Consider the following 17,897-nt stretch of genomic DNA (forward strand, 5'->3'; position numbering starts at 1 on the left):
TACTGGAGGAAATTACACATGGCTACAAAGATCCGTTTGAAGCGTATGGGTTCAAAGAAGCGCCCATTTTACCGTGTTGTAGTGGCTGACTCACGTGCACCTCGTGATGGTCGCTTTATCGAAACTGTTGGAACATACAACCCATTGACTCAACCTGCTGAGGTTAAGTTTGATGAAGAAGTTGTACTTTCATGGTTGAGCAAGGGTGCTCAACCTTCAGATACTGTTAAGAACTTGTTCTCTAACGCTGGTATCATGAAGAAGTTCCACGAATCAAAGCTTGCTAAGTAATTAGTTGCTTGATTTAAAAAAAGAGTTACTCATCTGAGTAGCTCTTTTTTTGTGCCTTTATATCAGTAAATAAATCATAACCAGTATCTTTTGCCAGGTATCTAAAATGTCGAGATAAGCATTTTGTGCTATACTGAGATACATAATTTAAACGCATGAAGGAGCAATTATGACTTTATATAAAGTAGGAAATATCGTGAACACACACGGTATTCGTGGCGAATTGAAAGTAATGGCAACAACTGATTTCCCGGAAGAACGTTTCGTTAAGGGGCAAGAATTGGTCATTGATGGACAAACACCTTTGAATGTCACTATTCAAACAGTTCGTCAACACAAGCAATTCTTCTTGATCTCATTCAAGGATATGCAAAACATTAATGACGTTGAAAAGTACAAGGGTCGCGAATTGATGATTGATGGGGAAGAACTTCAAGATCTTGATGACGACGAATTCTACTACCACGAAATCGTTGGTTTGACTGTTATCGATAACGAAAACGGTGAAACACTTGGAACGGTTAAGGAAATCATGGAATTACCAGCCAACGACGTGTGGGTTGTTAGCCGTAAGGGACATGATGACATTTACTTGCCATACATCGAATCTGTTGTGACAGAAATCGATTTGGATGCCAAGACAGCTCATGTCACACAACTAGAGGAAATCTAACATGCGTATTGATGTTTTAAGTTTGTTCCCTAATATGTTTGCGCCAATGCGTGAATCAATTATTGGGAAGACAATTGAAAAGGGCTTGGTTGACTTTAACGTGGTTGACTTCCGTGATCACACAGACAACAAGCACAATAAAGTAGACGATGAAATCTACGGTGGTGGACAAGGAATGCTTTTGATGCCACAACCAATTTATGCAGCAATGGATGCCATTGAAGCAGAGGCAGGTTCACGTGGACGTGTTATCTTGCTAGACCCAGCAGGAGAAACATTTACACAAGCCAAGGCTGAGGAATTGGCTAAGGAAGAACACCTAACATTTATCGCTGGACACTATGAAGGATACGATGAACGTATTCGTGACTTGGTGACTGACGAAATTTCACTAGGTGATTTCGTGTTAACTGGTGGTGAACTAGGAGCCATGACTGTGATTGATGCAACTGTTCGTTTGTTGGATGAAGCATTGGGTGATCAAATGTCAGCCGTAGATGACTCATTCTCAACTGGTTTGTTGGAATACCCCCAATACACACGTCCAGCTGACTTCCAAGGTAAGAAGGTTCCAGAAGTCCTAACTTCAGGACACCATGCAAACATTAAGAAGTGGAAGCAAAAGGAATCATTGCGTCGTACATACCTACGTCGTCCTGATTTGTTAGACAATTATGAATTGTCAAAGGAAGAAGCAAAGTTGTTGGCGGAAGTAAAAGCGGAAGAATCTGCAGAATAATTCCTTGCACTTTAATTCTAGAAGCGGTATATTTGTATATGGTTCTTTGGAACCAAAAATAAAACCCAATGATCCGCTGGCCGAATGGTGAAAGATTGTTGATGAGGAGATTAACATGCGTCAAAATGCTTTGTTGGAAAAGTTAACTGCATCACAACTACGTACGGACTTGCCTGAATTCCGTGCCGGAGACACTGTACGTGTTCACGCTCGTATCGTCGAAGGATCACGCGAACGTGTGCAATTGTTCGAAGGTGTTGTTATTAAGCGTCAAGGGGCTGGAATTCAAGCTACTTACACTGTTCGTAAGATTTCAAGCGGTGTTGGTGTTGAACGTACATTCCCTCTACACTCACCACGTGTAGACAAGATTGAAGTAGTACGTTACGGTCGCGTTCGTCGTGCCAAGTTGTACTACCTACGTGCATTGCACGGTAAGGCTGCTCGTATTCCTGAAGCACGCCGTTAATCCTAGGATTAACAAGAGCCATCTCAGCAATGAGGTGGCTTTTTTATTTGATTTTGATAAAAGACTAGCCCGAAATACAAAAGTATTGCATAATGAATTAATGACTAAAAGTGAGGTGTCTTTATGGACTTTCTACATTTGAAAACTTGGCTAACACGTATTGCAGTCTTTATTTTCTCAGGCGTAATCGTGGCCATTGCGATGAACAATTTTTTGATTCCTAATAACATATTCTCAAGTGGCTTTAATGGGGTGGCGCAATTGATGGCGCTATTCATCGAAGCCGTGTTCCATACTAGTGTGGACGTTGGGGTTATCATCATGATCTTTAACTTGCCAATTCTATTGATTGGGTTAAAGTTTGCGGGTAAGCGATTCACATTGATTTCATTTATGAATAGCTTCTTCATCTCATTCATGATGATTGTCATGCCAAAGGGATCAGTCGTTGATCATGAACCCATCCTAGCAGCCTTGTTTGGTGGTCTGTTGGTTGGAATTGCCATTGGATTAACATTTAAGTTTGGTTTCTCAACTGGTGGGATGGACATCATTGCGATGGCTGTACAAAAGGCCACTGGGAAGTCAATTGGAAGCATTAGTATGTTTATCAATGGCGCCATCGTTATTATTGCTGGAGCCTTTATTGGTTGGCAAAACGCGATGTACACAATTATTGGTATTTACGCGACATCAGTTGCGATTGATTCAATTCACACACGTTATCAAAAGTTGACCGTGTTTATTGTGACACGTCGTGCAAATGAAGTTGCGGAAGCGTTGCAAAACCGCTTGATTCGTGGAATCACAATCATGCCATCAATGGGTGCTTTCTCACACGAAGCATCATCAACATTGATGATGGTTATCTCAAAGTACGAAGTTGCGGAAGTGACTGAAATGACGAAGCTTGTTGATAAGGATGCCTTTATTAACATCGTGGAAACTGTACAAGTACCACAAAACTTCTACAATGAAGACTTACAAGCCCAAATCTTGAAGGAACGCCAAGCGGCGCGTAACCAAATTGATGCGGCTTTGAGTGTTGATGAAGCCGTTGAACAAGGTCAATAAAAATTTAATTTAAAATAATTAGAGGTAAATGATATGCCATTTGTACACGTAGAACTTGTTGCTGGGCGTTCTGATGAACAATTGAAGGCCATGATGGCTGATATTACAACAGCTGTTGAAAAGAACACAGGTGCCCCACGAGAGGCGATTAAGGTTATTGTTAACGAAATGGCCCCAGATCGTTTTATGGACGGTGGAACTTTGCGTTCAGAGAAGTAATTCAGTACAATAAAGGAGTTAGTCTTTTGACTAACTCCTTTTAATTTTGTGAAAATAAGTACATAAAAACTGATAAGAAAAGTAGGAGTAACTCCATGGCTGATCAATATATTCTATCTATCGACCAAGGTACGACTAGTACACGAGCCATTTTGTTTGACCATGATGGTCAAGCAATAGCTAGTGCACAAAAAGAATTACCACAAATTTTTAAGCAACCGGGTTGGGTTGAACATGATGCAGAAACAATTTGGGATGACACGCGTCAAGTCATGGCGGAAGTCATCATTAAAACAAATATCGAACCGTACAAAGTGGCTGGGATTGGTGTAACAAACCAACGCGAAACAACTGTTATTTGGGATCGTATCACTGGTGAACCAATTGCGCCTGCTGTTGTTTGGCAATCAAAGCAAAGTGATGCATTTGCTCAAGCGTTGAAGGATGCGGGCCATGCTGAAATGATCTACGACAAAACAGGTCTTTGGGTCGATGCGTACTTCTCAGCAACTAAGATTATGTGGTTGTTGGACACTGTACCAGGTGCCCGTGAGCGTGCTGAACGTGGTGAATTATACTTTGGTACAATTGATACTTGGATTCTATACAAGCTAACAAATGGTCAAGTACACGCAACTGACGTATCAAATGCGTCACGTACAATGATGTACAATATCCACACGCTTGAATGGGATCAAGAGCTGTTGGATTTGTTTAACATTCCAGCAGCAATGTTACCAACTGTTAAAGATTCATCTGGCTTCTTTGGACACACGGCTGATTTTGCCTTCTTTGGATTACAAGTACCAATTTCAGGAATTGCCGGAGACCAACAAGCGGCACTATTTGGGCACAAAGCATTTGAGGCAGGAGATGTTAAGAACACGTACGGAACTGGTTCATTTATCATGATGAATACCGGTGATAACATTCCGCGTTCAGATAATGGTCTTTTGACAACCATCGGATACGGATTAAATGGCCAAGTAACTTATGCGTTGGAAGGATCTGTCTTTATTGCTGGGGCAGCAATTCAATGGTTACGTGATGGATTGGAATTGATTTCAGATGCCCGTGAGACTGCTGAATTGGCCACTGTATCACGTGAACGTCATCCAGAACGTATTTACATGGTTCCAGCCTTTGCTGGACTAGGAGCGCCCTACTGGGATCACAACACACGTGGGGCTATGTTTGGACTAACACGTGCAACTTCAAAGGCTGACTTAGTTCGTGCAACCATTGAAGCATTGGCCTATCAAACAAAGGATGTTTTGGTGGCAATGGAAAATGATACAGACTTGCACGTGGGAAGTCTGGTCATTGACGGTGGTGCTGCTGCAAATACTTATCTGCAACAATTCCAAGCAGACTTGCTAAATGTGCCTGTGCAACGCCCAGCGCATTTAGAAACAACGGCATTGGGAGCAGCATTCCTAGCTGGTGTAGGTGTCGGGTTCTGGAAGGGACTAGATGACCTACCAACTGCAACTGGTAGTCAGTACAGCGAACCAGATACAGATCGTGAAGAAGAAATGACTAAGGCGTACAAGGGATGGCAAAAGGCTGTCACGGCTGCGCGTACATTTCAAGTAGATTAATATTGATTTAGAAACTACAAGATCATTGCATCTTGTAGTTTTTTTGATGATATAATCATGCTAAATGGTAGAGTGTTTAGGGTATTATCAGGCAATATAATGGGAGAGCTAGATGACACATTTTAAAAATTTTTCTGCAGTATACGCACTAATCTTTGATGATGCAAAAGAGCATATTTTAGTCCATGAACGTGTTAATACAGGAAAACGAGATGGATATTTAGACGTCGCAGCGTCTGGGCACGTTGATGAAAACGAATCAATGTCAGAAGCTTTGATTCGCGAAATTAGAGAAGAAATTGGCCTTGAAGTCAATGTCGAGGATTTGTCATTTGCGGTCATGATACATCAAAAATATGGCACATCCGAGCTGACTTACTACAATGGCTACTTTGTCGTGAATAAATATGAGGGGACGCCTCAAGTACAAGAACCCCATAAAAGTGCAGGCTTACAGTGGGTACCAATTAATGATCTACCAGATAATTTTATTCCAGACCGGAAATTAGCTTTAGATGCATATTTTAAAGGCATTCCATATCTGGAAAATGGATGGAAATAACAAAAAACGAGACCGACATAGTTGTCAGTCTCGTTTTTTCGTACGTATCGATTACTTGTTTTCAGTATCCAATTCAGCTAAACGCGCATCAATTTCAGCCAAAATAACGGCTTGGTTTTCTGGATCTTCAAGATCATACTTTTGCAAATCAACCATCATCTTAGGTGAGGCATCATATTCTTCATACCATTGTTGGTAAGCAGTCCACATCTTGAAGTAGTAGTCGCGCAATTCTTCGTTATCGTCGAATTGTTCGTAATCACGACCACGCTTCTTGATACGGTACAAAATTGTTTCGAAGTCAGCGTTCGCAAAGACCATCAAGTCAGGGCGACGCTTATCCATTGTTTGAAGTTCACCCATCATGTTGTCTAGCAACTTCATGTAGACGTCCATTTCAGCGTCAGAAATGTTTCCTTCACGATGGTTTTCCTTCGTGAACAAGGCATCTTCGTAGATTGAACGATCAAGAATGTTGTTATCTGCGGCCAACGCCTTCTTGATCATTGCAAAACGCTTGTTCAAGAAATAAATTTGTAGCAAAAATCCGTATTGCTTTGGATCTGCGTAGTAAAGAGGGAGAACAGGGTTTTCGCCAACAGGCTCAAAAAACGCTTCCGTTCCCAAATGTTCTGCCAATAGACCTGTTAATGTTGTCTTACCGACACCAATCATCCCAGCTGTGATAATCACCATGGTCGACCTTCTTCTTTTAAAATTTCGCTTTGATTATGTGAATGAATCAATTCGTTGTTCTTATCTTAGCTAAAAGAAAAGTGGAATACAATTCTTGACATTAAAAAAAGGTACTGGTTCATCGAACCAATACCTAGTTTATGCGATTTGTTACAAGTAACAAATTTAAAAATTAGTTTTTACGTGCCAATTCATCACGGATTTCAGTTAGCAATGCAACTGTAGGATCAATTTCTTCTTCTTCTTCAACTGGCTTACGAATTGTGTTCAAAATCTTTACCATCATGAAGACAACAAATCCAGTCAAGACGAAGATGATCGCATTACTCAAAAATGAACCAATCTTCACTTCAGCAGAACCAACAAGCCAAACGATGTCGTTCAACGCAATTGAACCTGTCACAATACCAATAAATGGCATGAAGATATCGTTAACAAGTGATGTTAGCATCACTTGGAATGCGCCCCCAATGATAACGGCAATAGCCAAATCCAACATACTTCCTTGTGTAAGGAAAGTTTTGAACTCTGAAATAAACTTACGCATAATAAACTCCTTAGTATCTAGAATATATAGTGAAATATAACTTTATCAATTTTAAAACAAATGAGCCTAAATGCCAAACTAAACCTTAATTTCTGTTAAAATAGATATTAATAGAACAATGTTGGGGGAATTGAAATGACTTATAAAATGTTGGTTTCAGATTTGGATGAAACATTATTGAATAATGATGGCAGTGTGCACGAAGAAAATGTTCGTGCGATTAAGCAAGCGATTGCACAAGGATTTAAGTTCGTGCCAAATACGGGACGTGCATTTAGTTCAGTCCAAGCGTTATTGAAGACGTTAGGTTTGTATGACCAAGCTGGGCAATACGTGATTTCATACAATGGTGCAGCCATTGTTGAAAACAAAGGGAACGAAGTGTTGGTAACACGTGGGATGACGTTGCCATTGGCACAACAAATTCTAGATGCTGGATTGATCAATGATACGGTAGATGCACATATCTATACCGTTGATACATTGTTTATCTACAATATCTCTGCATCTGATGCCAAGTACATGGCCGAACGTGGTGTTGCTTACAAGGAAGTACAATCATCAGATTTGACATTCCTTGAAAATGAAGCGCCGGTGATGAAGGTTATTTTTGAACATGAAGACGCTGACGTACGTGAAGCCATTAAGGCTGCCGTATTAGCCGCTGTTGGGGCTGAAACAGTCGAAGCAACATTCTCATCAGGACGCTATATTGAATTCAACATGGCCGGTGTGGATAAAGGAAGTGCTAGCCTAATGTTGGGAGAACGACTAGGGATTAAGCAAGATGAAATTATTGCGGCTGGTGACAACAACAATGATTTGGCGATGCTAAAGGCTGTCGGATTAGGGGTCAGTGTCGCAAACGGAATTCCAGCAGTACAAGAAGCCGCAGATGTTGTCACAGAACGAACAAATAATGAAGGTGCAATTGCTGAAATTTTGGATCGTTTTGTATTGGATGGTGCACATGATTAAACTTGTTTATTTCCTATCAAGCATGCTAACCGTGTTTATTTTGGTGAGCGTAGCTTTGTTTGGTAATCAACATGGGTGGCCACCGGTGATGTTCATGAGCATGATGTTTATTACGGTTGTTGGGATGACTGTGTTGATGACCTTGACAACAATCATCTTACAACGTCGTAAAAAGGAGTGTGACGATTATGACGTCGAAAATTAACTGGATGACAGGGCTCTTGTGGGTTGTAACCGGTATTATCCTAGATTTTTCGATTCAAATTTTCGGTGTGACGGGAAGTAAAACGTTAGCAGTCTTGCTAGGGCAACCTGTAAATGGGCTAGTCGCGACTGGTTTACTGGTGGTGATTGTGGCTGTGTTGACAGTTGCGGTGACAAAAGTATTACTATACGCAGTTAGACAAGCGGATCCCGACTTACGTCTGCATACTGTCACTTGGGAGAAGTTAAGCTATGTGTTTGTTGGTTATCTAGCGATCATTTTTGGTCTAATGTTCATTAATTTAGCCCGTGAATTCGTGGTTGGGCACATTGCAATTGCGAACAATCAATTAACTTTGCAAAACACATTTAGCCAAGGAATCTACGGGATTGTATTTGTAGGTTTCCTAGCAGTTGTCGTTGCACCGATTGTGGAAGAGTTAATTTTCCGTGGCATCGTGTTGAACTATTTCTTTACGAACAAGGGTTGGTGGTGGAATATTGTGCTATCAGCCGCAATGTTTGGTTATTTCCACGTTTATTCAGCTTTTAATCCATTTGATTTCTTACAATATGCCCTAATGGGTGGTGTCTTAGCGTATGTTTACAAAAAAACACAACAAATTCAATATGCGATGCTTACGCACGCACTAAATAATGCTATTTCTTTCTTTGCGATGCTATCTATGCTTTAGAAATTTGGCATAGCTGAATAATAGAGGAGGTCTATCATGACAGAATATCTTTATACAACATTTGGTAGTGAAGAGGTGCTACAAAGCGTACGTGAAGCAAATTCTTCACGTAACTTGATGCTAACTGTGGATGATACAGATCCATTGCGTTACCAATTACTAGATAAGACAACTGAATCATCAATTTTTAACACGCCAACGAGTTATGAAATCTTGTCACAACATGGACAAGCACAAGAAATTCGTGGTTGGATGAATTTTACATTTATTACTTTATCAGACCAAGAACGTGCGAATTTTATTCGTCGTTGGGAAACATACCAAGCGCATGGTTTTGATAATGTGAGTGGATTTATGAGTGGTTTCTTATTACAACGTACAGATGAACCTAGTCAATTTGCGATCCTAACAACATGGACTTTGAAGGACTACTGGACAATCTGGGATGATGAAACAGAGACACCATTGACAATTTATGAAGCATCACCATTGCGTTATGGTGTGCGCCACAGTCAATACTCATTTGCTGCATTTACGAAGCAATCGTTAAGTTAAGGTATATTATGAAAAACATTGTTAAAGTATTTTACAGCCATATTCTTGAATGGGGAATGTTGGCATTAGGAATCATTTTGCTGGGATTTTTCTTCCGTGATACGGTCTTGCTTGCCAAGCTTGTATTTACAGCAAGTATGCCAGCTGATTTCTATACAATTAGTGAATTGATTCTAGAAACGTTTTTGTTTTTTGAGTTTATTGTCTTAACACGTGAGTATGTCGTGACTAAGCACATTTCACTAAAGAACTTTATGTACATTGGAATTACAGCGATGTTACGTAATCTGTTGGTTAATCATGCAGATGCAACAGAAGTGCTGATTCAAGCCTTGGCAATTGTAGTCCTTTTGCTTGGTTTGATGGGATACAGCTGGATGAACCAACATTTGCGTCACTTACAAAATTCTGATGAACGTGATACCATTGATTTTTAAATAAACATGTAAGTGATGTTATCGAACACACAAAAGTGGTCCAAACAATCACTGAAAGGAGCAGCTAAATGGATTTTGAACGAATTAATGAAGATACGATTCGCGTCATGATGACACAAGAAGACTTGTCAGATTATGATGTTGTCGTAATGGACTTGCTAGAGAGTCAAGAGAAGATGGAGCGCTTCTTTTATGCAGTATTGGAAGATGTGGACACTGATCATGACTTTATGGATAACGATGCGGTGACATTCCAAATCTTACCAAGTGGTCAAGGGTTAGAGCTATTTATCTCTAAGAACCTAGAAGACCCAACAGGGATGCAAAAGGCCGTTGCCAAAGCATTACATCAGCGTGAAGGTGTTGAACCAGACGATGATGTCAAGGAAGAACTCCTAAATCGTTTGCTAGGTTTTGATGATGCAACACCTAATAAGGATGAGCGTCAAACTGAAATTGCAGATGACATGGTGGATACACAAATCCAAGTTGAATTTGCCAGTTTCGAAGACGTGCTTAATTTTGCCCAAATGCAACCTAAGCTTTATGCTGAAGAACAATTGTTCCGTTATCAAGACAAGTATTACTTGGTCATGACGTTCGCAGATACGCATGATATGGCAACAATTAAAGACAGTACCGCGATTGCACGTGAGTATGGAACGGTTAGTCCGATTTCAGCCGACGTCTTGCAAGAGCATGGTGAACAAATTTTTAATCAAGAAGCGACATTGCAATTGCGTCACTATTTTGAACAAAATTAAATCAATCAAAGAAAATCGCCTTAGGGCGATTTTTTTATTTACATATTAAAGTCTAAAACCTTAATTTACGGACTTTCTATCTTGTGTTATCCTTACTTTATGTAAGTTAACGCATTGAGTGAAAGAGACTTACTGAATAGGCACAATAATAAACAGTTGATACATAAAAGAAAGATGCACTGATAAGTGGATTACGGAGAAGAGACCATGAACGTCAAAGAATATGAAATTGCTCATCTGACGATACTAGCGCACGATGAAGTTAAAATGCGTGCTTTTTATCGGGACTTGTTTAACGCTGTGGAAGAACAAACCGGTGACCAACAATATAGCTATGCATTCACAGCTGGTGAAGCGCCATTTCTAACATTGCAATTTGGTGGACCAGCACAATCAGAACGACAAGAGGGAATGTATCACTTTGCGCTATTATTTCCAAATGCTGCTGAATTAGGAGCCTTAGTACAACGTTTATTAGCGGTACAGTATCTGATTGGCGCAGGTGATCATCAAGTGAGTGAAGCAATTTATTTAGATGATCCAGATGGGAATGGGATTGAACTATATCGTGATCGTCCAAGTGACAAATGGGCATGGCATGATGGGCAAGTAGAAATGGGAACATTTGATGTCGATATTCATGGCTTATTGGGTAAAGTGAGCCGCGTATGGGATGGTTTTCCTACGGGGATGAAGATTGGTCATTTGCATTTTTCAGGTCGTGATTTAGCTGTTGCGGATAACTTCTTCAACAATGTACTACAGTTAGATACTGTGTTAGATTTACCAGAAAATGCCCATTTCTACTCACATAATCGTTATCACCATCATCATGCATTGAATATCTGGGCTGGTCGTGACTTAGTTCCTAAAAAAATGGATGAACAAGGTTTAATTGCTTGGCAAGTAAATGTTGATTCGGAATATTTTGACACAGTTCGTTCAAACTTAGACAATGTGACAGAAGTATTTGAAGAAACAGTAGATAAGCTTGTGATTCAAGATGTTGTTGGTAGCAAGCTGACAATCGTTCGCAAGAACTAAGGCATAAGACATTAACATAAATCATAAGCATGCCACTATGAACAATTTGTTTTTAGTGGCATTTTTGCTTATATATTTGAAACGATATCTGTATAAATACCTAATAATAGATAATTAGACCAATTTTCATGCTTTACAAGTAAACTCTTTAAGAAGAAAATTATCAAAAATGTTACAATACTATCAATAAATAAAATAGTGGAGGATCAAACCATGAGCCAAGAACTTTTACAACGAGATGAACTTCCAACGACAATGACGTGGGACCTATCAACAATTTTTCCAAATGATGATGCATGGGAAGATATGTTTGAAGATGTTGCTGAACGTCTAGAATCAGCAGACTACTTTGCTGAGACAGTTACGAATTCAGGACCACAACTATTAGGGGCACTACAATACGGATTGAACCTAATGCGTGATTTAGAAAAGGTCTATGTATATGCATCAATGAAGAGTGATCAAGATACAGCCAATGGTTACTACCAAGCTTTGAACAATCGTGCTGAAGCATTGGCAGCACAAGTTGGAGCAGCGATTGCGTTTTTTGATCCAGCCATCTTGGCTTTATCAGAAGATGAATTGGCCGCATTGTTTGCTGAAACACCTGAATTGAACCAATTTGAACACTACTTTGAAAGTTTGTTGACGCAACGTGGTCACGTACTACCTGCAGAACAAGAAACATTGTTGGCTGCTGCGGGGGACATTTTTGGTGCATCACAACGCACATTCAGTGTCTTGGATAATGCGGACATTCAATTTGGGCGTGTAGAAAATGCTGATGGTGAATGGGAACAACTGTCAAACGGTGTTTACTCAAAGTTATTGGAATCAACTGACGGACGTGTTCGTCGTGATACATTCCAAACATTCTACGAATCATACATTGCACTAGAAAACACATTGGCTTCAACATTGGCTAGTCATGTAAAGGGCCACAACTACATGGCCCGTGTGCATAACTACGAAACAGCACGTCAAGCATCATTGGCAAACAACCATGTGCCAGAAGCTGTTTATGAAACATTAGTTGATGAAACTAACAAAGCATTGCCATTGCTACACCGTTATGTTGCATTGCGTAAGCGTTTGTTGGGTGTTTCAGAACTACATTCATACGACTTGTACACACCAATCTTGGGTGAACCTGATTACGCAATTGATTACACATCAGCGCAAGCAACTGCGCTAGAAGCATTGCGTCCGTTAGGGGATGATTACTTAGATATCGTTAACAAGGCATTTGATGAACGCTGGATTGACGTGCCAGAAAACAAGGGAAAGCGTTCAGGTGCTTACTCAGGTGGTTCATATGACACAAACCCATTCATTTTGTTGAACTGGGTGGATAATTTGAACAACTTGTACACATTGGTTCACGAAATGGGACACAGTGTACACAGTTACTTAACGCGTCAAAACCAACCTTATCACTATGGTGATTACCCAATCTTCTTGGCTGAAATTGCATCAACGACAAATGAAAATCTCCTAACTGACTACTTGTTGGATACCATTGAAGATAAGGCGTTGCGTGCCTTTGTCTTGAACCAATACTTAGACGGTGTGAAGGGAACAATGTTCCGTCAAACACAATTTGCTGAATTTGAACAATGGATGCACCATCAAGATGCACAAGGTGTACCGTTGACTGCGGACGTCCTAAATGAAGCATACGCTGAATTGAACCAACGCTACTACGGTCCAGCCCTTGAAGTTGATCCAGAAATTGCGAATGAATGGTCACGTATTCCACACTTCTACTACAACTTCTATGTCTTCCAATACAGTACTGGTTTTGCAGCCGCAACTGCGATGGCTCATGAAATGAAGACAAAGGGAACTTCAGCAGTAGATGCCTACAAGCAATACTTGAAGGCTGGTTCATCAGCGTTCCCGATTGATGTTATGAAGAAGGCTGGCGTTGACATGATGCAACCAACTTACTTGCAAGAAACTTTCGATATTTTTGAAGAACGCTTGAATGAGTTTGAAGCATTGGTAAATGAATTAGATATGTAAGCGCTCTGTATTTTGCAGGTATTGGCTTGTTCCGTACTCGATAAACATGTAAAATTAAGCGTATAAAAGGTAATGGAGGACTTTGTATGACACCGGGAGAAATTGCGTGGCTGATTGTCGCGGTTGCGATTTTGTTGTTTTTGGGATCAATTAGCTTCTTGATTTTCCGTATCACACAACCATTGAAGAACGTCTTGAAGGACGTGGACATCATTGCACGTGAAGCGGATGATTTGTTGGCAAACACAAATGTTTTGCTAGAAGATGTTAATGGAAAGGTTGAAGTATTAGACCCAGCCTTCCAAGCGGTTGCGGATTTGGGCGAATCAGTTTCTGGTTTGAACGACGCAGCACGTAACTTAACAACACAAATGGGTACAAGTAACATGTCAAAAATGGGATCAATGTTTGCTACATTTAATGGCATGCGTAAGAGATCATAAAAAACTTTTACAGGAAATTGGAGGGGTAAAACATGGCACACGGATTTATTAAGGGATTGCTAGTTGGTGGTGCTGCAGCTGCAGCTGGTTACGCAGGATACAAGATGTTGAATGAAAACCAAAAGAAGGAAGTTAACCGTAAGGTAGCAGAAACAACTGATGCTGTGGTTGAATACATTCTTGAAGCTGAAGCTATTGCAAGTGCAACTTTTGCCGCTGCAAAGGAAAAGGCCGAAGATTCATTTGAAGATGCAGGTTTGGAACGTAAGCTTGACTCATTGAAGGGGCAAGCAGAAGGTTTTGTTAACCAAGCAATGGATAAGGCACAAGCGTTTAAGAATGATGCTGATTTGGTTCAAGCTGTAACTGAAGCAGATATTATTCTAGATGCAAGTGACTTGGCTGAAGATGCTATTGCACCAGAAAAGGTTGAAATAGAAGTGCTTTTGCCCGAAGCTGAACTAAAGGCAACTGCTAAGCAACAAGTTAAGAGTCTTGCTAAGTCAGGAAAGAAGCCATTGTCTGAATCAAAGAAGACTGGTTTAGTTGCTGAAGTAGAAGATGAAGACAAGAACAAGTCTGCAGCAAAGTCAAAGTCTACTAAGAAGTCAAGCACACCTAAGAAGAAGGCGTCAAAGACATCAAAGGACACATTGGCTAAGACAGACCGTCCAGCTTTGTCATCAAGCGAAAAGTCATTGGCTGATACTGACAAAAAGGGATTAGCTGAAACAAAGAAGGCTGATAATTCAGCTAAGTAATTGATACACCAATATCATTACTAAAATGAATACAAAAGAGACACCTAGCTATGAGATAGTTAGGTGTCTCTTTTTCTTTATAAATTGATTTTGATCATTGAATTTAATCGATAACCAATAGTTCTTTAGACGTGTGTGTAAATGATTCTGAACCAGTTTCAGTCACGACAATTGAATCCTCGATACGAATTCCTAAATCACCGGGGATGTAAATTCCAGGTTCAATTGAGAAAGTCATCCCAGGTTCTAGAATCACGTCATTGCCAGCGGCAATTTGGAGTGATTCGTGCACTGATGCACCCAAACCATGACCTAGACGGTGAACAAAGAAATCACCAAAGCCACCTTCAGTAATGATATCGCGGGCAATCTTATCTAGACTACCAGTTGTAATACCAGGTTTGACAGCGGCTTGTGCTTCGCGTTGTGCCTTTAAGACAAGCTGGTAAAGATCACGTTGACGGAATGAAACTGAATTAAAAGCGACTGTACGTGTTGCGTCAGAAACGTAACCATCATGAATAGTTCCTAGATCAAATAGGACCATTTGACCACCCTTAAGCTTGGTGTTATTTGTTGCACCATGTGGATCAGCGGCATGAGGACCAAATTGCACCATCGTGTCGAACGACATGCCAGTAACACCGCGCATCTTTAACTTGTATTCAAGTTCGGCTTGGACACTTAGTTCTGTTTTACCAGCTGCTAAGGCGGCGAAACCATATTCAAACGCTAAGTCAGCATCACGACCAGCTGCGTGCATCTTAGCAATTTCGTCAGGGGTCTTGATCAAACGCATGCGTTCAATGATAGGTGACAAATCAGTTGTGAACTTTAAATCAGGAAAGGCTGTTTGCAAAGCACTAGCCTTATCCATAGTTAATTGTTGTTTCTCAACGGCCCAACGGGTTGTATTTGTTGTTACATCTAAGATATGTTCACGAATCAATGCAAATGGATTTTGCGCATCTTGATAACCATAGACAGGGTATGGCCAACCACTTTCTTTTACGGCTGATACTTCTAGGGCAGGCGCAAAGATAAATGGGTCATGTTGTGGAAAAACAATTAGGGCCAAAATTCGTTCAATTGGGTCTGATTCGAATCCAGTCAAATATGCGATTGAATGGAAGTCAGAAAAGTAAGCAACGTCAACGCCTTCAGCGTTTAGCAAGGTTTGAATCTCTGTTAAATGTGTCGTCATATTGGAGCTCCTTTTGTGTTATTTATCTCTATTGTACTCTTTTAATTAAAAAATGTTTGTGCTAAAATTAACTTTTGTCTTTGAAAATACATATGAAAACATGATATACTCATTAAGTAAGCGCTTTCTGAAATACTCCCCCAGACAAAAATCTTAGGGAACAAGGAGAATCGATAATGGAAAAACAAACAGTAACAATTTATGATGTAGCGCGTGAAGCCAACGTTTCAATGGCGACAGTGTCACGTGTTGTGAATGGGAATGCTAACGTTAAGGCGGGAACAAAGGAAAAAGTTCAAGCCGTAATTAAGGAATTGGGATACCGTCCAAATGCAATTGCACGTGGATTGGCCTCTAAGCGTACAACGACGATTGGTTTGATTTTGCCAGACTTGGCTGATCAATACTATGTTGAACTTGCACGTGGAATTGATGATGTTGCGAAGATGTACAAGTACCAAATCATCTTGACTAGTGCAGGGGAATCAAACGAAAAGAACCTAGAAGTTATTGATAACTTGTTGGGTAAGCAAGTTGATGGAATTATCTACATGGGTAACCATATTGATGCAGCTGTCGACGAACGTTTGGACTCTATTGATGTGCCATTGGTATTTGCTGGATCTGTTGATGAAGAAAACCAACATCCATCAGTTAACATTAATTACGTGCAAGCCTTTGAAGATGCGACACACTTGTTATTGAAAAATGACCATGAAAAGATTGCCTTTATTTCTGGTGATTTGGAACACGCCATCAACAAGGATCACAAGTTGAAGGGGTATCAAGCAGCTTTGGCAAAGAAGGGATTGGATTTGGATCCAACACTTATCTTCCAAGGAAGCTATGTTTACGAATCTGGTTATGCAATGGCTAAGGATATTATCGCAACCGGCGCAACTGCTGCCGTCGCAGTAAATGATTCCATGGCAGCGGGTGTCTTGAATGGTTTGACTGATGCTGGGGTTAAGATTCCGGCTGACTTTGAAATCATCACAAGTAACAATACTGCGTTGACTAGCATGACACGTCCACAATTGAGTTCAATCACACAACCAGTTTATGACTTGGGTGCGGTTGCCATGCGTGTGCTAACAAAGTTGTTGGATCGCGAAGAATTGGCTGAAAAGCAAATTGAATTGCCACACGGCTTTATTGAACGTGCGTCAACAAATTAAACATATATAATTTAAAGAGATTCTTAGCGTTTTTAATGTCTGAGGATATCATGATATGAAAAAAGCCCTCAAATCGCTGAGAATGCGATTTGGGGGCTTTTTTGTTTATCTATAACACGAGGAGACTCCGATAGAATAGAAAAGGAGACAACGGGATTTGAACCCGTGCGCCAGCTCAACACTGGTTCGGCGGATTTCGAGTCCGCTGCATTACCACTCTGCCATGTCTCCATAATTGAATAGATACATTATAACGAGGGGGAGAAAGTGATTTCAAGTATGGAAAAGGAAAGTGTTAGGAGATTTGAGCAAAAAAAAACAACGCCTAAGCGTTGTTTGCGATAGTCCATCAGGGAATTGAACCCTGGATGCCGGTGTGAAAAACCGGAGTCTTAACCACTTGACCAATGGACCAGGTTTGTTTAAAAACAAAATAGCTCATCAGGGAATTGAACCCTGGATGCCGGTGTGAAAAACCGGAGTCTTAACCACTTGACCAATGAGCCAAAATAATACAATAGTCCATCAGGGAATTGAACCCTGGATGCCGGTGTGAAAAACCGGAGTCTTAACCACTTGACCAATGGACCAATATTTTGTTTTTGAAACAATAGCTCATCAGGGAATTGAACCCTGGATGCCGGTGTGAAAAACCGGAGTCTTAACCACTTGACCAATGAGCCAGAAACGTTTTTGCGTTGTTTGTTTTAACAACAGGAATTAATATATCAAGTTTTT

22 protein-coding genes and 5 tRNA genes are annotated in these 17,897 nt (G+C 40.4%); 19 read left to right on the forward strand and 8 right to left on the reverse strand.

Annotated features, from left to right (window positions below):
• The first annotated feature begins 18 nt into the window (after positions 1–18).
• The 8 genes from rpsP (at position 19) to KHQ31_RS01950 (ending at position 5,628) form a co-directional block, all read left to right on the forward strand.
• Positions 19–291 carry a 30S ribosomal protein S16 gene (gene rpsP, locus KHQ31_RS01915; RefSeq protein ID WP_213409316.1) on the forward strand — a complete coding sequence of 91 codons (273 nt, stop codon included), beginning with the start codon at positions 19–21 and terminating at the stop codon, positions 289–291.
• A gap of 169 nt (positions 292–460) precedes the next feature.
• Positions 461–964, forward strand: a complete 504-nt coding sequence (gene rimM / locus KHQ31_RS01920; RefSeq protein ID WP_213409317.1) for a ribosome maturation factor RimM — start codon at positions 461–463, stop codon at positions 962–964.
• Position 965: 1 nt separating this feature from the next.
• Positions 966–1,703 (forward strand): tRNA (guanosine(37)-N1)-methyltransferase TrmD, encoded by a 738-nt coding sequence (gene trmD, locus KHQ31_RS01925; RefSeq protein WP_213409318.1) that lies wholly within the window; start codon positions 966–968, stop codon positions 1,701–1,703.
• A 115-nt stretch (positions 1,704–1,818) separates the two neighbouring features.
• On the forward strand, positions 1,819–2,172 hold the full coding sequence (gene rplS, locus KHQ31_RS01930) for a 50S ribosomal protein L19 (protein WP_213409319.1): 354 nt from the start codon (positions 1,819–1,821) through the stop codon (positions 2,170–2,172).
• 123 nt (positions 2,173–2,295) lie between these two features.
• Positions 2,296–3,246 (forward strand): YitT family protein, encoded by a 951-nt coding sequence (locus tag KHQ31_RS01935; protein WP_213409320.1) that lies wholly within the window; start codon positions 2,296–2,298, stop codon positions 3,244–3,246.
• A gap of 33 nt (positions 3,247–3,279) precedes the next feature.
• A complete protein-coding gene (locus tag KHQ31_RS01940) occupies positions 3,280–3,465 on the forward strand; it encodes a 2-hydroxymuconate tautomerase (protein WP_213409321.1) in 186 nt (61 codons plus the stop codon).
• 95 nt (positions 3,466–3,560) lie between these two features.
• Positions 3,561–5,066, forward strand: a complete 1,506-nt coding sequence (gene glpK, locus KHQ31_RS01945; protein WP_213409322.1) for a glycerol kinase GlpK — start codon at positions 3,561–3,563, stop codon at positions 5,064–5,066.
• A gap of 112 nt (positions 5,067–5,178) precedes the next feature.
• The gene (locus KHQ31_RS01950; RefSeq protein WP_213409323.1) at positions 5,179–5,628 is read left to right on the forward strand and encodes an NUDIX hydrolase; all 450 of its coding nucleotides are present in this window, start codon (positions 5,179–5,181) and stop codon (positions 5,626–5,628) included.
• Between the two features lie 51 nt (positions 5,629–5,679).
• Here KHQ31_RS01950 and KHQ31_RS01955 read toward each other — a convergent pair whose 3' ends face one another.
• Together KHQ31_RS01955 and mscL are read right to left on the reverse strand one after the other, a co-directional pair.
• A complete protein-coding gene (locus KHQ31_RS01955) occupies positions 5,680–6,324 on the reverse strand; it encodes a deoxynucleoside kinase (protein ID WP_213409324.1) in 645 nt (214 codons plus the stop codon).
• A 172-nt stretch (positions 6,325–6,496) separates the two neighbouring features.
• Positions 6,497–6,871, reverse strand: a complete 375-nt coding sequence (gene mscL, locus KHQ31_RS01960; RefSeq protein WP_213409325.1) for a large conductance mechanosensitive channel protein MscL — start codon at positions 6,869–6,871, stop codon at positions 6,497–6,499.
• Positions 6,872–7,006: 135 nt separating this feature from the next.
• Here mscL and KHQ31_RS01965 point away from each other — a divergent pair, with 135 nt between their 5' ends.
• The 10 genes from KHQ31_RS01965 to KHQ31_RS02010 all read left to right on the forward strand — a co-directional run bounded on the left by KHQ31_RS01965 (position 7,007) and on the right by KHQ31_RS02010 (position 14,777).
• Positions 7,007–7,849, forward strand: a complete 843-nt coding sequence (locus KHQ31_RS01965) for a Cof-type HAD-IIB family hydrolase (RefSeq protein WP_213409326.1) — start codon at positions 7,007–7,009, stop codon at positions 7,847–7,849.
• The gene (locus tag KHQ31_RS01970; RefSeq protein ID WP_213409327.1) at positions 7,842–8,054 is read left to right on the forward strand and encodes a hypothetical protein; all 213 of its coding nucleotides are present in this window, start codon (positions 7,842–7,844) and stop codon (positions 8,052–8,054) included. Before KHQ31_RS01965 ends, KHQ31_RS01970 begins: the two co-directional genes overlap by 8 nt.
• Positions 8,038–8,748 (forward strand): CPBP family intramembrane glutamic endopeptidase, encoded by a 711-nt coding sequence (locus tag KHQ31_RS01975; RefSeq protein ID WP_213409328.1) that lies wholly within the window; start codon positions 8,038–8,040, stop codon positions 8,746–8,748. The genes KHQ31_RS01970 and KHQ31_RS01975 overlap by 17 nt, the downstream gene beginning before the upstream one ends.
• A gap of 36 nt (positions 8,749–8,784) precedes the next feature.
• Positions 8,785–9,303, forward strand: a complete 519-nt coding sequence (locus KHQ31_RS01980) for a hypothetical protein (protein ID WP_213409329.1) — start codon at positions 8,785–8,787, stop codon at positions 9,301–9,303.
• An 8-nt stretch (positions 9,304–9,311) separates the two neighbouring features.
• Positions 9,312–9,740, forward strand: a complete 429-nt coding sequence (locus tag KHQ31_RS01985) for a phosphate-starvation-inducible PsiE family protein (protein WP_213409330.1) — start codon at positions 9,312–9,314, stop codon at positions 9,738–9,740.
• A 68-nt stretch (positions 9,741–9,808) separates the two neighbouring features.
• Positions 9,809–10,504 carry an adaptor protein MecA gene (locus KHQ31_RS01990; RefSeq protein ID WP_213409331.1) on the forward strand — a complete coding sequence of 232 codons (696 nt, stop codon included), beginning with the start codon at positions 9,809–9,811 and terminating at the stop codon, positions 10,502–10,504.
• A 207-nt stretch (positions 10,505–10,711) separates the two neighbouring features.
• Positions 10,712–11,548 carry a VOC family protein gene (locus KHQ31_RS01995; RefSeq protein WP_213409332.1) on the forward strand — a complete coding sequence of 279 codons (837 nt, stop codon included), beginning with the start codon at positions 10,712–10,714 and terminating at the stop codon, positions 11,546–11,548.
• Positions 11,549–11,761: 213 nt separating this feature from the next.
• Positions 11,762–13,573 (forward strand): oligoendopeptidase F, encoded by a 1,812-nt coding sequence (gene pepF / locus KHQ31_RS02000; protein ID WP_213409333.1) that lies wholly within the window; start codon positions 11,762–11,764, stop codon positions 13,571–13,573.
• Between the two features lie 86 nt (positions 13,574–13,659).
• Positions 13,660–14,016: a DUF948 domain-containing protein gene (locus KHQ31_RS02005; RefSeq protein ID WP_213409334.1), complete on the forward strand. Its 357-nt coding sequence runs from the start codon at positions 13,660–13,662 to the stop codon at positions 14,014–14,016.
• Between the two features lie 32 nt (positions 14,017–14,048).
• On the forward strand, positions 14,049–14,777 hold the full coding sequence (locus KHQ31_RS02010) for a hypothetical protein (RefSeq protein ID WP_213409335.1): 729 nt from the start codon (positions 14,049–14,051) through the stop codon (positions 14,775–14,777).
• A 103-nt stretch (positions 14,778–14,880) separates the two neighbouring features.
• Here KHQ31_RS02010 and KHQ31_RS02015 read toward each other — a convergent pair whose 3' ends face one another.
• On the reverse strand, positions 14,881–15,981 hold the full coding sequence (locus KHQ31_RS02015) for a M24 family metallopeptidase (protein ID WP_213409336.1): 1,101 nt from the start codon (positions 15,979–15,981) through the stop codon (positions 14,881–14,883).
• Positions 15,982–16,157: 176 nt separating this feature from the next.
• Here KHQ31_RS02015 and ccpA point away from each other — a divergent pair, with 176 nt between their 5' ends.
• Positions 16,158–17,159 (forward strand): catabolite control protein A, encoded by a 1,002-nt coding sequence (gene ccpA, locus KHQ31_RS02020; protein WP_213409337.1) that lies wholly within the window; start codon positions 16,158–16,160, stop codon positions 17,157–17,159.
• A 142-nt stretch (positions 17,160–17,301) separates the two neighbouring features.
• Here the strand turns inward: ccpA and KHQ31_RS02025 are convergent.
• The 5 genes from KHQ31_RS02025 to KHQ31_RS02045 form a co-directional block, all read right to left on the reverse strand.
• Positions 17,302–17,390: transfer RNA gene (locus KHQ31_RS02025), tRNA-Ser, on the reverse strand.
• 111 nt (positions 17,391–17,501) lie between these two features.
• Positions 17,502–17,573 (reverse strand) — tRNA-Glu (locus tag KHQ31_RS02030).
• 20 nt (positions 17,574–17,593) lie between these two features.
• A tRNA-Glu gene (locus KHQ31_RS02035) sits at positions 17,594–17,665 on the reverse strand.
• 12 nt (positions 17,666–17,677) lie between these two features.
• Positions 17,678–17,749: transfer RNA gene (locus tag KHQ31_RS02040), tRNA-Glu, on the reverse strand.
• A 21-nt stretch (positions 17,750–17,770) separates the two neighbouring features.
• Positions 17,771–17,842, reverse strand: a tRNA-Glu gene (locus KHQ31_RS02045).
• Positions 17,843–17,897: the final 55 nt, after the last annotated feature.

Source organism: Weissella ceti, assembly GCF_018394055.1.
Taxonomy (GTDB): Bacteria; Bacillota; Bacilli; order Lactobacillales; family Lactobacillaceae; genus Weissella; species Weissella ceti.

Excerpts from the sequence above, each read along its gene's own strand:
- KHQ31_RS01940 (WP_213409321.1), top strand. The coding sequence starts at position 3,280 with ATGCCATTTGTACACGTAGAACTTGTTGCTGGGCGTTCTGATGAACAA.
- KHQ31_RS01950 (WP_213409323.1), top strand. The coding sequence starts at position 5,179 with ATGACACATTTTAAAAATTTTTCTGCAGTATACGCACTAATCTTTGAT.
- KHQ31_RS01935 (WP_213409320.1), top strand. The coding sequence starts at position 2,296 with ATGGACTTTCTACATTTGAAAACTTGGCTAACACGTATTGCAGTCTTT.
- KHQ31_RS01970 (WP_213409327.1), top strand. The coding sequence starts at position 7,842 with ATGATTAAACTTGTTTATTTCCTATCAAGCATGCTAACCGTGTTTATT.
- glpK (WP_213409322.1), top strand. The coding sequence starts at position 3,561 with ATGGCTGATCAATATATTCTATCTATCGACCAAGGTACGACTAGTACA.
- KHQ31_RS02005 (WP_213409334.1), top strand. The coding sequence starts at position 13,660 with ATGACACCGGGAGAAATTGCGTGGCTGATTGTCGCGGTTGCGATTTTG.
- KHQ31_RS01965 (WP_213409326.1), top strand. The coding sequence starts at position 7,007 with ATGACTTATAAAATGTTGGTTTCAGATTTGGATGAAACATTATTGAAT.
- rpsP (WP_213409316.1), top strand. The coding sequence starts at position 19 with ATGGCTACAAAGATCCGTTTGAAGCGTATGGGTTCAAAGAAGCGCCCA.
- KHQ31_RS01980 (WP_213409329.1), top strand. The coding sequence starts at position 8,785 with ATGACAGAATATCTTTATACAACATTTGGTAGTGAAGAGGTGCTACAA.
- pepF (WP_213409333.1), top strand. The coding sequence starts at position 11,762 with ATGAGCCAAGAACTTTTACAACGAGATGAACTTCCAACGACAATGACG.
- rplS (WP_213409319.1), top strand. The coding sequence starts at position 1,819 with ATGCGTCAAAATGCTTTGTTGGAAAAGTTAACTGCATCACAACTACGT.
- KHQ31_RS01995 (WP_213409332.1), top strand. The coding sequence starts at position 10,712 with ATGAACGTCAAAGAATATGAAATTGCTCATCTGACGATACTAGCGCAC.
- rimM (WP_213409317.1), top strand. The coding sequence starts at position 461 with ATGACTTTATATAAAGTAGGAAATATCGTGAACACACACGGTATTCGT.
- ccpA (WP_213409337.1), top strand. The coding sequence starts at position 16,158 with ATGGAAAAACAAACAGTAACAATTTATGATGTAGCGCGTGAAGCCAAC.
- KHQ31_RS01985 (WP_213409330.1), top strand. The coding sequence starts at position 9,312 with ATGAAAAACATTGTTAAAGTATTTTACAGCCATATTCTTGAATGGGGA.
- KHQ31_RS01975 (WP_213409328.1), top strand. The coding sequence starts at position 8,038 with ATGACGTCGAAAATTAACTGGATGACAGGGCTCTTGTGGGTTGTAACC.
- mscL (WP_213409325.1), bottom strand. The coding sequence starts at position 6,871 with ATGCGTAAGTTTATTTCAGAGTTCAAAACTTTCCTTACACAAGGAAGT.
- trmD (WP_213409318.1), top strand. The coding sequence starts at position 966 with ATGCGTATTGATGTTTTAAGTTTGTTCCCTAATATGTTTGCGCCAATG.
- KHQ31_RS01990 (WP_213409331.1), top strand. The coding sequence starts at position 9,809 with ATGGATTTTGAACGAATTAATGAAGATACGATTCGCGTCATGATGACA.
- KHQ31_RS02010 (WP_213409335.1), top strand. The coding sequence starts at position 14,049 with ATGGCACACGGATTTATTAAGGGATTGCTAGTTGGTGGTGCTGCAGCT.
- KHQ31_RS01955 (WP_213409324.1), bottom strand. The coding sequence starts at position 6,324 with ATGGTGATTATCACAGCTGGGATGATTGGTGTCGGTAAGACAACATTA.
- KHQ31_RS02015 (WP_213409336.1), bottom strand. The coding sequence starts at position 15,981 with ATGACGACACATTTAACAGAGATTCAAACCTTGCTAAACGCTGAAGGC.